We start from the raw sequence: 12,434 nt of genomic DNA on the forward strand, positions 1-12,434 counted from the left end.
ACCAAGGCCCCCCACCGCAGAATGAACGGAGATCCCGTGACCATGACGTCTGCAACATCTCCCGCCGGTCAGCCCTCGCCGACGGAAGGTGCGATTCGATCGGCGGAGGCGCACAGCGCGCACAACTACCACCCGCTGCCGGTCGTCGTCGCCACGGCCGAAGGTGCGTGGATGACGGATGTGGAGGGGCGGCGCTACCTCGACATGCTCGCCGGGTACTCGGCGCTCAACTTCGGCCACGGCAACCGGCGGTTGATCGACGCCGCCAAGGCGCAGCTGGAGCGGGTGACGCTGACCTCGCGGGCGTTCCACCACGACCGGTTCGCCGACTTCTGCACGGAGCTCGCCGAGCTGTGCGGCATGGAGATGGTGCTGCCGATGAACACCGGGGCGGAGGCGGTGGAGACGGCGGTCAAGACGGCCCGGAAGTGGGGGTACCGGGTCAAGGGAGTGCCGGACGGCGCGGCGAAGATCGTGGTCGCGGCGGACAACTTCCACGGCCGTACGACGACCATCGTGAGCTTCTCCACCGATGCCGAAGCGCGGGCGGACTTCGGGCCGTACACACCGGGGTTCGAGATCGTGCCGTACGGCGATGTGGACGCGCTGCGGGCGGCGGTGGACGACAACACGGTGGCCGTGCTGATGGAGCCGATCCAGGGCGAGGCCGGGGTGCTCGTGCCGCCGCCGGGGTATCTCGGCGCCGTGCGGGAGCTGACGCGCGAGCGGAATGTGCTGTTCATCGCGGACGAGATCCAGTCGGGGCTCGGGCGCACGGGCAGGACGTTCGCGTGCGAGCACGAGGACGTCGTGCCGGACATGTATGTGCTCGGCAAGGCGCTCGGCGGTGGGGTCGTGCCGGTGTCGGCGGTGGTCTCGTCGTCGGCGGTGCTCGGGGTGTACCGGCCCGGGGAGCACGGCTCGACCTTCGGTGGTAATCCCCTCGCGTGCGCCGTCGCGCTCGAGGTCATCGCGATGCTGAAGACCGGCGAATACCAGCAGCGGGCAACGGAGTTGGGTGAGCATCTGCACCATGAGCTGGGGCTGCTCGTCGCGGACGACTCGGGGCCGGTGCGCGCCGTGCGTGGGCGCGGGCTGTGGGCGGGCGTCGACATCGACCCGGCGTACGGCACCGGGCGGGAGATCTCCGAGAAGCTGATGGACCGCGGGGTGTTGGTGAAGGACACCCATGGCTCGACGATCCGGATCGCGCCGCCACTCGTGATCAGCAAGGAGGATCTGGACTGGGGGCTCGATCAGCTCCGGGCCGTCCTGACCCCCTGATCCAGGGACGTCCCAGCCCTCCTGCCCCCTGATCCAGGGCCACCCCGCCCCCGACCCAGGGGCAGGGGGCAGGGGGTGTCCTAGAGGATCACGTGAGGCAGGAAGCGGGCGTACTCGTCCGTGATCAGGCCCGACGACTCACGGATGCCGAGCCCCGCCGCCTCGTCCTCGACGACCCAGGCGCCGAGCACCACACGGTTGCCGTCGAAGGCGGGCAGCGGGGCCAACTCCTGGTAGCAGCAGGGCTCTTCGCGCACCTCGGAGGAACGGCCCGGCTCGTGCACGGTCACGCCCGCGCCCTCGCGGCCGAGCAGCGGTTTGGCGACGTAGCCGGTGGTCATGGCGAGTTCGCGGGGGCCGTCGAGGTAGGCCGGGAGCAGGTTCGGGTGGCCGGGATAGAGCTCCCAAAGGATGGCGAGGAGGGCCTTGTTGGAGAGGAGCATCTTCCAGACGGGCTCGATCCACAGGGTGGAGCCGGTGCCGCCGCCGTTGTCGAGGGTGGCGAGGACCTGCGGGCCGAAGCGGTCGGTGGTCAGCCATTCCCAGGGATACAGCTTGAAGCAGCTGCGGATGAACCGGAGCCGCTCGTCGACGAAGCGGCCCGTCAGACCGTCCCAGCCGATGTCCTCCACGGCGATGGCCTCGGTGTCGAGACCGGCCTGCTCGGCGGTCTCGCGCAGATAGGCGACCGTCATGAGGTCCTCGCCGAGTTCGTCGCCGGTGGAGTGCGCGAAGTAGAGCGGGCTGCCCGGCGGCAGCAGCTTGGCCTGCCCCCGCCAGGCCTCGACCAGGCGCTCGTGCAGGGAGTTCCACTGGTCGGCGCCCGGGAAGCACTCCTCCATCCAGAACCACTGCGGGCTCGCGGCCTCCACCAGGGAGGTCGGCGTATCGGCGTTGTACTCGAGCATCTTCGCCGGGCCGCCCCTGCCGTCGTAGCGAAGGTCGAACCTGCCGTACACGGACGGGAGTTCGGCACGCCGGCGCCAGGCCTCGCGGATCAAGGTGATCAGCCGCGGGTCGGTGATGCCGAGGTCGGCGAAGCGGTCGGCGGCGACGATGTGGCCGGCCGCGGCGAGGCACATCGCGTGCAGTTCCTCGACGACCTCCTCCAGGGCCTCGACCTCGGGGAGGGAGAACTCGTAGTAGGCGCTCTCGTCCCAGTAGGGGCGCAGCGAGTCGTCGGGGTGGCGGGTCAGGGGGTAGATCAGGCCCTGCTCCTCGACCACTCGCTGCCAGCCGGGGCGGGGTTCGACGGTGTGGCGTTCCATGGCGTACGCGGTCCGGGTCCGGCTCAGCCGCCGCTGGAGGACGAGCAGCCGAAGCCGCCGCGGTCCACGGAGGACTTGTTGAAACTCCCGCCGTCCACACGGCCGTTCTTGGAGCTGCCGCCGTAGTAGTAGGAGCCGCGGCCCCCGCTGTCGCACTCGTAGCTGGGCAGCTTCTTGTGCGTCACCGGGTCCACGCAGCGCTTGTCCGGCTCGGAGCCGCAGGCGCTGAGGGCCGCGGCAAGCACGCCCATGCCGCCGAGGATCACGGTGCTGGAGCGCAGCCGCCGGGGCTTGCTCGCGCTGCCTGCGCCTACTCCTGTGCCTGCTCCCGCTCCCGCTCCTGCTGCGGTCGTCGTCATCTTTCGGCCACTCCCCCGTGGTACTTCGGCGTACGTCTGTCGTGTGCGGTGTGCCTCTGCCACGCACGTGTGTCGTGTGCGATCGCCGAACAGCGTAGAGAAGAGCGCACGCCCGCCCGCAGGCGGATCCCCCCGCCCACCGTCAACTACAGTCGCTTTGTGCTCCTTGGGATGATTTGCGCGCTCGGCGCCTCGGTCTGCTTCGGTACGGCCTCCGTTCTGCAGGCGATGGCGACGCGTGCCATCGCGCCCGGCACCGGGTCCGGAGTCGACCCCGGACTGCTGGTGCGAGCCCTCAAGCAGTGGCGCTATCTGCTCGGACTCGGGTTCGACGGGCTCGGTTTCGTGCTGCAGATCGTGGCCCTCAAGTCGATTCCGATCTACGCGGTCGGGGCGGCCCTCGCCGCGAGTCTCGCCGTGACGGCGGTGGTCGCGGCCCGGCTCCTGAACGTCCGGCTCAGCGGCGTCGAATGGGGCGCGGTCGGCGTGGTCGTCGCCGGGCTCGCCCTGCTCGGCCTCGCCTCCGGCGCGGAGGGCGAGAAGGCAGGGTCGACCGAGCTCAGATACGCCATGCTCGGCGCGGCCGTGGCCGTCCTGCTCGTCGGCGCGATCGGCGGCCGGCTGCCGGACAGGCCGCGCGCCCTGGTCCTCGGCCTCGGCGCGGGCTGCGGGTTCGGCGTGGTCGAGGTCGCCGTACGCCTCATCGACGACATGGCCCCGAAGGCACTGGTGACCAACCCGGCGACGTACGCCCTGCTGCTCGGCGGCGGCGCGGCCTTCCTGCTGCTCACCTCGGCCCTGCAGCGCGGCTCCGTCACCACCGCCACCGCGGGACTGGTGCTCGGCGAGACGATCGGCCCGGCCCTGGTGGGCGTCGTATGGCTGGGCGACCGGACGCGGGACGGACTGGCGTGGCTGGCGATCCTCGGCTTCGCGGTGGCGGTGGCGGGCGCGCTGGCGCTCGCGCGGTTCGGGGAGGCGCCGGTCGAGGAACCCCATCTCCCGGACCGCACCTAGGGCCTGTCTTCAAACTCCCGCCTGCCCCGCGACGCCGCAGTGACATCAGCTGCTGCCGCAGCGGGCGCACGCTCGCCGCACCGGGCGAAAGCCCAAGTACGTCCGGTCCATCGACGGAGCCTTCCACCCGGCACGCCGAGCGCACGCACCAGACGCCGCGGGGCCGCCCTTCGGGCGACGACGGGAGTTTGAAGACAGGCCCTAGGACTTCGCGGTCCGCCGCACCAACGGCACCAGCACCGCCGCGACCGTGAGGTGCAGCAGGGACAGCACCACCTTCGTGCCCGCCTCCGCCTGCGACGCGAGCGCCGGAAGCAGCGAGAGCAGGGTGACGACCGCGGCGGTCCGGGTCCAGATCGCCAAGGCCCGCCCCGGCAACCGGCGTTCGAGGAGCGCGAGCGCGCCCCAGCCGAGCAGCGAGATGCCGAGCGTGGTGGCGAGGACCGCGCCGATCCCGACGTCCATCGGATCCTTGCCCGCGCCTTGGGGCACGACCAGTTCGGCCCCGGCCGCCCGGCCGACCGCCCACACCAGTGCGGTGGCGGCGACGGCGGAACCCACGGCGAGCGCACGGTCGCGCCCGCGCCGGGCAGTGGGAGTCCCGGCTCCAACAGCGGTGGCGGCAGCGGCGGTTGAGGTCTCAGTACCCATGGCGATCTCCTGGTGAAGAGGAACCGAAGTGGTCGAGAACGACCGTACGAGCCAGGAGCGAGACGTCCCATGCGTCACTGTCTCTCGTTTCTACGCGATCGTCTCGACCTGGCGCCGATCCGATACGACGGCGCTACGGTTCCCCCATGGACGTCCTCAGCGATGTGATCGCCACGGTGCGTACCGGCGAGCCCCGTTCGGCCCTCGTCCAGTGGCGGGCGCCCTGGGGGCAGCGGTTCGCCGCGGGGCCCGGCGCCGGGTTCCAGGTCGTGCTGCAGGGCTCGTGCTGGCTGATCCGCCCGGACGAGGAGCCGGTCGCGCTCGGCGTCGGGGACGTGGTGTTCCTGCCGCACGGCCGGGGCCACGCGCTCGCCGACCACCCCGACACCCCGCTCGCCGAGCCGTCCTGCGACCCGCCCGGTCACGACCCGGGACAGCGCTACGAACAGCGGTACGCGGCCCCCGCCGGCGGACAGCGCACCCCTGAGGCGCCCACCACCGTCACCCTCTGCGGCGCCTACCAACTCGACCCGGAACGCGCCCACCCCCTGCTCGGCGACCTCCCCGACCTGGTGCACCTCCCGGCCAGGCTCGGCCGCCACCCCGAGATCAGGGCCGCCGTCGACCTGCTCGCCGCCGAGCTGGAACGGCCCAGGCTCGGCGCGGACGCGGTGGTGCCGGCACTGCTCGACATGCTGCTGCTGTACGTGCTGCGGGCGTGGTTCGAGGAGCGGCCGGGCGACGAGGGCGCCGAGGGCGCGGGCTGCCAGGGCTGGACCGCCGCCCTGCGCGACCCGGTCGTCAGCGCCGCCCTGCACGCCATCCACCGGGATCCCGGACTGCCTTGGACAGTGGCCAAGTTGGGCGCCGAGGCGGGCAGTTCCCGGGCGGCCTTCGCGCGCCGCTTCACCGCGTTGGTGGGCCGGCCGCCGCTCGCCTATCTGACCTGGTGGCGCATGACGTCGGCGGCCCGCCTGCTGAGCACGTCCGAGACCCGGATCGCGCTGGTGGCCGAACGGGTCGGCTACACCTCGGAGTTCGCCTTCGCCAACGCGTTCAAGCGCGAGTACGGCACCTCTCCGGGACGCTACCGGCGGGACTCGGCGGCGTAACGCACGGAGCCCGGCCCGCCGCCGGGACGGCTACTCCAGCACCCCGCACAACGCGTCCAACGCCCCCGCCCAGGCATGCTCCGGCGGCCGCCCGTACCCAAGCACCAGCGCGTCCCGCACCGCCCCGGACGCCTCGGGATGGCGGAAATAGCTGAGACCGGTCACCGAGAGGCCCTGCCAGGCGGCGGCCTGGACCACCGACTGCTCGGTGCCCGGCGGGAGTTCGAGCACCGCGTGCAGGCCGGCCGCGATGCCGCTGACGCGGACGCCGGGGGCGCGTGCGGCAAGTGCCTCGACCAGCTGGTCACGGCGGCGGCGGTAACGCAGCCGGGTGCCCCGGACATGACGGTCGTACGCACCCGAAGCGATGAACTCCGCGAGCGTGAGCTGGTCGAGGGAGCTGCAGTACCAGTCCTCCACCCCCTTGGCCGCGGCCACTTCCGCCGCGAGATCGGCCGGAAGGACCAGCCAGCCGAGCCGCAGCCCGGGTGCGAGGGCCTTGCTGGCGGTACCCATGTAGACCACGTGGTCGGGGTCCAGGCTCTGCAGGGCGCCGACCGGCTGGCGGTCGTAGCGGAACTCGCCGTCGTAGTCGTCCTCCAGGATCACCCCGCCGCTCCCGCGCGCCCAGTCGACGACCGCGGCCCGCCGCTGCGGCGAGAGCGGCAGCCCCATCGGGAACTGGTGCGCGGGCGTGAGCAGCACCGCGCCGGGCCGCGTCCGGCCCAACTCCCGGGTGTGCGTGCCGAGTTCGTCGAAGCCGAGGGGCGGCAGGCCGAGGCCCCGCTCGGTGAACAGGTCCCGGTGGATGGCGAGTCCGTACGACTCCACGGCGACCTTGCGCACCCGGCGGGCGCGCAGCACCTGGGCGAGCAGGATCAGGCCGTGCACGGTGCCGGAGCAGATGACGATGCGGTCGGGCTCGGCGTAGACGCCGCGGACGCGGGCGAGGTAGTCGGCGAGGACGGTGCGCAGCTCGATGCGGCCGCGCGGGTCGCCGTAGCCGAAGGCCTCGATCGGGGCGGCGGTGAGCGCGCGCCGGTAGGCCTTGAGCCACTCGGCGCGCGGGAACGCGGCCAGGTCGCCGGTCCCCGGGCTCAGGTTGTACGCGACCGGGCCCCTGGCCCGCGGCGGGGTGGGGCGCCGCACCGGACGCGACACGGCGCGTTCGGCGACGCGGGTGCCGGAGCCCTGCCGTGCGGTGAGCCAGCCCTCGGCGACGAGGTCGGCGTAGGCGTCGGCCACGGTGTTGCGGGCGAGCCCCAGGTCGACGGCGAGCGAGCGGGACGAGGGCAGGCGGGTGCCGGGGGCGAGCCTGCCGCCCCGTACGGCCTCGCGCAGGGCGTCCGTGAGACCTTTGCGCACACCTGATGAGCCGACGTCCAGGTGAAGGTCGACGCCCAAAGTGGCCCAGGAATCTGCCATGGGAATGGACCATACCCTTGGGTTACTCCGCCCGTAGAGTCGCAACATGACCACGAACGAAGACAGCACCCGGTACGCCCCCGAGCACGCCCCGCGCCTCGCCTGGGCCAAGCTCGCCCCCGAGGTCTACAAGGCCATGATCAAGCTGGACACGGCCGCCCGGCAGGGCCTGGACCCCAAGCTCTTCGAGCTGGTGAAGATCCGCGCCTCACAGATCAACAAGTGCGCCTTCTGCCTCGACATGCACACCAAGGACGCCCTCGCGGCGGGCGAGACGGTCGAGCGGGTCGTCCAGCTCGCCGCCTGGGACGAGTCGCGGCACTTCTACACGGCGAAGGAGGCCGCGGCGCTGGAGCTGACCGAGGCGGTCACCGTCCTCACGGACGGCTTCGTGCCGGACGAGGTGTACGCGCGGGCGGCCGAGCAGTTCGAGGAGGCGGAGCTCGCGCAGCTGATCGCCGCGATCGCGACGATCAATGCGTGGAACCGCTTCGGAGTGAGCACGCGGATGGTGGCGGGGCACTACACGCCGCAGGCCCACGCTCACTGAGCGCTCCGCGAGGAGGCCGGTTCTTCACCTGCAGGCCGGTGGGGGCTGGTCGCGCCCACGCGGCGGAGCCGCACATCGATGCAGCCCCCGCGCCCCTTCGGGGCACGACCCAAACGATCCAGGAGCTCTCAAGTAACACCCCGCACCTCGACATGCACCTTGAGCTCGCCCGTAAGAACGGCGAGAGTGAGGGGCGGCTCGATCTGCTCAACTCCTGGGCGGAGGCCGAGGGTTAGCACTCGGCGCGCGAGCGTGCCGCCCTCGCACTTACCGAGGCGGTGACGGTCCTGACGGACGGCTCCGTTCCCGACGACGTGTACGCCGAGGCCGCACGCCACTTCGGTGAGGCCGAACTCGCGCACCTCATCGCCATGATCACCGTCATCAACGGCTGGAACCGCCTGATGGTCAGCCGCCGCATCCAGCCCGGAGGCCCCGCATGGACGTGAACGTATTCCGCGCATTGCACCAAGACCGCGCCCCCGGCGACCCCCTGATCCTGCCCGGACCGTGGGACGCGGCCAGCGCCAGGGTGTTCGCCGAGGCCGGCTTCCCGGCGCTGGCGACGCCGAGCGCGGGGATCGCGGCGTCGCTCGGGTACCAGGACGGGGCGACGCCGGCCGACGAGATGTTCGCGCAGGTCGCACGGATCGTGCGGGCGGTGGCGGAGTTCGGGATCCCGGTGTCGGCGGACGTCGAGGCGGGCTACGGACTCTCGGCGAAGGACCTGGTGGCGCGGGTCCTGGACACCGGGGTGGTGGGCATCAACCTGGAGGACTCCGCCGCGCACGTCCTCAACGACCCGGCAGCGCAGGCCGATTGGCTCGGCGAGGTGCGGGCCGCGGCGGGCGACGCGCTGTTCATCAACGCCCGGGTGGACACGTACCTGTGCGTGAAGGACGCGCCGGACGTGGTCGAGCAGACGATCGCGCGGGGGCAGCGGTACGTCGAGGCGGGGGCCGACTGCGTCTACCCGATCCTGGCGACGCCGGACCACCTGCCCCGCCTGGCCGCCGGGATCGCGGCACCGCTGAACGCGGTGGCCCACCCGAACTTCCCGCCGCCGCAACGGCTCGGCGAGCTGGGGGCGTCCCGGATCACCTTCGGGCCGGGCCTGCAGGTGCGGGCGATGGGAGCGGTGCGGGAGATCGCGCAGGCGCTGCGCGGGGAGGGCTGAGCGGGCGGCCGAGTCACGCCGCGGCAACGATCTCGTGGAGCTCTCGTGCCCTTTTCCCGCTGAGCTGTGAGCCCTCGAACAGCGGGGACGGAACGCCCTGGCACGGCTTGTATGGTGCGGAAGAGGCCCAAGTGGTTGTTCGAACCGCTTGAGGCTGAAGCGTCCACAGCCGAACGGGGAGCAGACGGCCATGGGGGAACAATTCAAGACAGACGTCGGGGAACTCTCGCAGTTCCTGACGAATCTGGAGAAGTGCGTCGACGAGCTGAACGAGGCCCGGTCCGCACTCGAGCACGTACGCGCCGACCAGATCGGCACCTCCCGGCTCGACGAGGCCTGTGACAAGTTCCAGGAAGAGTGGAAGTACGGGTCCGAGCAGACCAAGAAGATGATCGACGCGATCAAAGAGGGCGTGAAGGCCAACAAGAAGGGCTACGAAGAGGTCGAGGACGCCTTGGAGAAGGCCCTCAAGCAGATCGCGGACCAGAGCACTTCGGGCGGCAACGGGGGCGGTAAGTAGTGGCCGCGAACCCGTACCCCAACATCGGCTGGAACCCCGCGCCGGGCATTCCGACCGAGGTCAACTCGCTGCAGAAGAAGGTCTCCGCGGCCGCGACCGCCCTCGATGCCTGCCACCAGCAGCTCTCCAAGCTCCTCGGCGAGAGCAGCTACTGGCAGGGCGACGCGGCCGAGGAGTTCCGCAAGTCGCTCGACGGCGAACTGCCGAAGTACATCAAGGAGGCCGCGACCTCGCTGCGTACGGCCTCGTCCCAGCTGCACAACTGGGACGGCCACCTCGGCGCCAACCGCGAGCTCGCGCAGAAGTACGACCTCGACTCGGCCGAGAAGAAGAAGGCGCTCGCGCAGGCCAAGGGCGTCTACGAGCAGGCCTCGAAGCACCCGGATCTGAAGCTCGCGGGCCAGACCTTCGACTCGCAGGAAGCGGCCGACGCCGCGACCACCCGGCTGCGGGCCGCCGAGCGGAGCATGAACGAGGCGTCGACGGCGGTCAACAACGCCAACTCCTCGTACGAGGCGCTGAACGTCAAGATCAAGGAGCTGGAGACCCAGCACTCCGACCAGGCCGAGGTCATCGCCAAGGCCCTGGACGGCGCGACGAAGAAGGCGCCGGACGAGCCGGGCTTCTGGAGCAAGGTCGGCGACATCCTGAAGTCCGTCGGCGACTTCCTCAAGGAGCACGCCGGGACCATCGGCGCCATCGCCGGTCTGCTCGCGCTCTTCCCGACGCCGCTGGCGCCGCTGTTCGCCGGTATCGCGGTCGTGGCGAGCGCCACCTCCATGGCGAAGAATCTCTCCGACCCGGAATTCCGCAGCCAGTTGATGGGCGGCGGCAGCGGCATGGACACCTTCGCCGCATGGGCCTCGCTCGCCGGTGACACCGTCGGCATGATCCCCGGCGGCAAGGCGCTCGGCACCGCCGCCAAGGAGGTCACCGAGGGCCTGGCCGACGCCGGTCGGTGGGGCGTGGCCGTGTCCCAGAGCGAGAAGGCGGGCGCCTTCGTGAAGGAGGTCGTCCCGGCCTTCTCCAAGAACGCCGCCGACGACGTCTCCGACGCCTGGCGCGCGGCCGGGGAGTCCGCAGGCGGCTCGGCGAAGCTGATGGGCAGCATCACCGCGAACGGCGTCAACGTAGCGGCGAACCTGGTGTCCTCCGCGGAGAGCATGGGCCTGGTGGACAAGGACGGCGGCGAGCACAACGCGGCGGAGAGCACGAAGGCCGCCGCCACCGCGCACTCCATAGCCGGCCTCTTCGGGTGGGCCTGATGGCCGGCGAGACCACACAGCGCCGACCGGCCACGGACGACCGTCGACCCGCCTTCTGGTATGGGCTGCCGCACGGCTATGTGCGGATCGACCTCGACCCGCCCCTGGAGAGCCTCGTCGCGCTCGTACAGGAGGCGGCCGCGCTGCCCGACGGGGAGCGCGAGCGCGTGGACGAGGTGCTGCGTTTCTACGCCGCCACCGTGCAGGCCCTGAACGCGCAGCAGGTGCAGAGCTGCGCCATGGGCATGCACCCGGACGACGCCGGGGGCCTGGCCACGTCCGTACTCACCGTCTCGACGGTGGCGGCCTCCGGCGGCAACGCCAAGCTGGTCGTCGCCGGCCTCGCGGGCTCCGCGGCCGACGCCCCGGACACCGGTCTGCGCCCCCTCCAACTCCCTCTTGGTCTGGCCTACTTGGCCGAGGAGCGGCGCCGCACCATCGCCCCCGGACCGCCGCCCGAGGGCACGGACGGGCCCCGGTACGAGGAGATCTGGCAGGGCACGATCGCCGTGCCCGCGCCCGGCAACCGGGACATCGTCATGCTGCAGCTGGTCACCCCTGCGGTGGCCCTCGCGGACGACTACCGCAATGTGCTGCTCGGGGTCGCCCATACGCTGTCGTTCACCGACCCGACCGTGGACGCGGGCGCGGACGCGGGCAGCGACGGCCCTCCGCCCCACTCCGCCGCGGCGGCGATCCACGACGACTTCGGGTAAAGGACGACCGCCCCCATGAACAACCCGACCAACCCCACCAACCCGGGCACGCCCGGCGCACCTCCCGATGTGGACCAGCTGATCCGGCACACCACGGGCAGGCTGTACCGGCACATCGCCACGCGGCTCGCGCTGGCCGTGGTCCTGCTCGCCGTGCCGTTCGTGGCGACCGCGGCCGGGTACGACGCCGCCCTGCCGTTCTTCTGCATCCCGGCTGGCCTGTTCGTGCTGATCTTCCTGGTGCTGCGGCTGCGCCACGGCTCCCGGCTCGGGGTGTGCAAGAAGGTGCTGCGCGCCTATCCCCTGGAGTACCGCACGCGGGTGTCGAAGAAGGCATCCCAGTGGCAGTACCTCGGCGATGTGCACACGGTGCGGGTGTCGGTGCGCGGGCAGCAGGGCGCTCCCACCCTGCGGGCCCTCAACGCCGCCACGGTGCGCCGCTGGCCGAAGGGGGCCGAGGAGGCCGGCGCCTGGTTCGCGGGTGACGCGGCGTTCGGCGGCGTGCTGGTCCTGCCGGCCGGCGGCGAGATCTTCTTCGTGCAGCCCGCGGAGTGGGAGAAGTCCGCCGCCGAGCGCGACGCGGCCGACCCGCAGCGCCGGTCCCTGGCCGAACAGACGGGCATTTCCCGGCTGTTGGAGCGGGAGCCGAACCTGATCGCGGCCCTGGGCAGGTGACGCGACCCTACTGGGGGCCGGTCGCCGGGTGCCGGGTGCCGGGTGCCGGTCGCCGGGTGCCGGGTGCCGGTCGCCGGGTGCCGGGTGCCGGTCGCCGGGTGCCGGGTGCCGGTCACTGCTGAAGAGCGGATTGCGTGGCTGGTGTGGGTGGGTGGTGCGGGTGGCCTCCGCACCTTTCGTCGCTGTCTGCGGCGGCTCGGGGGCTGACTTTCCCCGATACCGGTCAGTACGCAGCCGAAGAGGGTCCCCGTGAGGCTAGGTGGGGGATAAGGGGCCCCAGACGGACCCTTATGTCCGTTATGGCTGCCCCTTTTCCCCCACCTCGCCCTCCGAGCCCCCTGCTGCCCCGTACTGACCGCAATCGGGGAAAGCCAGCCACGGAGCACCGGCAGGCGACGTCGAAAGAAGCGGAGGC

13 protein-coding genes and 1 pseudogene are annotated in these 12,434 nt (G+C 71.7%); 10 read left to right on the forward strand and 4 right to left on the reverse strand.

Annotated features, from left to right (window positions below; translation table 11 throughout):
* Nucleotides 1–42: 42 nt before the first annotated feature.
* A complete protein-coding gene (rocD, locus tag OG430_RS20115; RefSeq protein ID WP_442816525.1) occupies nt 43–1,284 on the forward strand; it encodes an ornithine--oxo-acid transaminase in 1,242 nt (413 codons plus the stop codon).
* Nucleotides 1,285–1,364: 80 nt separating this feature from the next.
* On the opposite strand, the gene OG430_RS20120 is transcribed toward rocD, so the two are convergent.
* Together OG430_RS20120 and OG430_RS20125 are read right to left on the reverse strand one after the other, a co-directional pair.
* On the reverse strand, nt 1,365–2,552 hold the full coding sequence (locus tag OG430_RS20120) for a glutathionylspermidine synthase family protein (RefSeq protein WP_327353936.1): 1,188 nt from the start codon (nt 2,550–2,552) through the stop codon (nt 1,365–1,367).
* Between the two features lie 23 nt (nt 2,553–2,575).
* Entirely contained in the window at nt 2,576–2,803 is a 228-nt protein-coding gene (locus tag OG430_RS20125; protein ID WP_327359164.1) for a hypothetical protein, read from the reverse strand.
* 279 nt (nt 2,804–3,082) lie between these two features.
* Between OG430_RS20125 and OG430_RS20130 the strand changes: the two genes are divergently transcribed.
* A complete protein-coding gene (locus OG430_RS20130) occupies nt 3,083–3,928 on the forward strand; it encodes a hypothetical protein (RefSeq protein ID WP_327359165.1) in 846 nt (281 codons plus the stop codon).
* A gap of 201 nt (nt 3,929–4,129) precedes the next feature.
* Here OG430_RS20130 and OG430_RS20135 read toward each other — a convergent pair whose 3' ends face one another.
* On the reverse strand, nt 4,130–4,579 hold the full coding sequence (locus OG430_RS20135; RefSeq protein WP_327353937.1) for a DUF6069 family protein: 450 nt from the start codon (nt 4,577–4,579) through the stop codon (nt 4,130–4,132).
* A gap of 146 nt (nt 4,580–4,725) precedes the next feature.
* On the opposite strand from OG430_RS20135, the gene OG430_RS20140 reads away from it, so the two are divergent.
* Nucleotides 4,726–5,691: an AraC family transcriptional regulator gene (locus OG430_RS20140; RefSeq protein WP_327353938.1), complete on the forward strand. Its 966-nt coding sequence runs from the start codon at nt 4,726–4,728 to the stop codon at nt 5,689–5,691.
* 30 nt (nt 5,692–5,721) lie between these two features.
* Here the strand turns inward: OG430_RS20140 and pdxR are convergent, their stop codons facing one another.
* Entirely contained in the window at nt 5,722–7,116 is a 1,395-nt protein-coding gene (gene pdxR / locus OG430_RS20145) for a MocR-like pyridoxine biosynthesis transcription factor PdxR (RefSeq protein ID WP_327353939.1), read from the reverse strand.
* 46 nt (nt 7,117–7,162) lie between these two features.
* Here pdxR and OG430_RS20150 point away from each other — a divergent pair, with 46 nt between their 5' ends.
* The 7 genes and pseudogenes from OG430_RS20150 to OG430_RS20180 all read left to right on the forward strand — a co-directional run bounded on the left by OG430_RS20150 (nt 7,163) and on the right by OG430_RS20180 (nt 12,019).
* A complete protein-coding gene (locus OG430_RS20150) occupies nt 7,163–7,666 on the forward strand; it encodes a carboxymuconolactone decarboxylase family protein (protein WP_327353940.1) in 504 nt (167 codons plus the stop codon).
* Nucleotides 7,667–7,812: 146 nt separating this feature from the next.
* A pseudogene (locus OG430_RS49465) lies at nt 7,813–8,115 on the forward strand (carboxymuconolactone decarboxylase family protein); the annotation flags it as partial.
* Nucleotides 8,106–8,843, forward strand: coding sequence for an isocitrate lyase/PEP mutase family protein (locus tag OG430_RS20160; protein WP_327353941.1), 738 nt, complete (start codon nt 8,106–8,108; stop codon nt 8,841–8,843). The pseudogene OG430_RS49465 and the gene OG430_RS20160, both read left to right, overlap by 10 nt.
* A 190-nt stretch (nt 8,844–9,033) precedes the next feature.
* Nucleotides 9,034–9,363: a hypothetical protein gene (locus OG430_RS20165; RefSeq protein WP_327353942.1), complete on the forward strand. Its 330-nt coding sequence runs from the start codon at nt 9,034–9,036 to the stop codon at nt 9,361–9,363.
* Entirely contained in the window at nt 9,363–10,628 is a 1,266-nt protein-coding gene (locus tag OG430_RS20170) for a putative T7SS-secreted protein (RefSeq protein ID WP_327353943.1), read from the forward strand. The genes OG430_RS20165 and OG430_RS20170 overlap by 1 nt, the downstream gene beginning before the upstream one ends.
* Nucleotides 10,628–11,344, forward strand: coding sequence for a hypothetical protein (locus OG430_RS20175; protein WP_327353944.1), 717 nt, complete (start codon nt 10,628–10,630; stop codon nt 11,342–11,344). The genes OG430_RS20170 and OG430_RS20175 overlap by 1 nt, the downstream gene beginning before the upstream one ends.
* A gap of 15 nt (nt 11,345–11,359) precedes the next feature.
* Complete coding sequence (locus OG430_RS20180) at nt 11,360–12,019, forward strand: hypothetical protein (RefSeq protein WP_327353945.1); 660 nt, start codon at nt 11,360–11,362, stop codon at nt 12,017–12,019.
* Nucleotides 12,020–12,434: the final 415 nt, after the last annotated feature.

It is taken from the genome of Streptomyces sp. NBC_01304, from assembly GCF_035975855.1.
Taxonomy (GTDB): domain Bacteria; phylum Actinomycetota; class Actinomycetes; order Streptomycetales; family Streptomycetaceae; genus Streptomyces.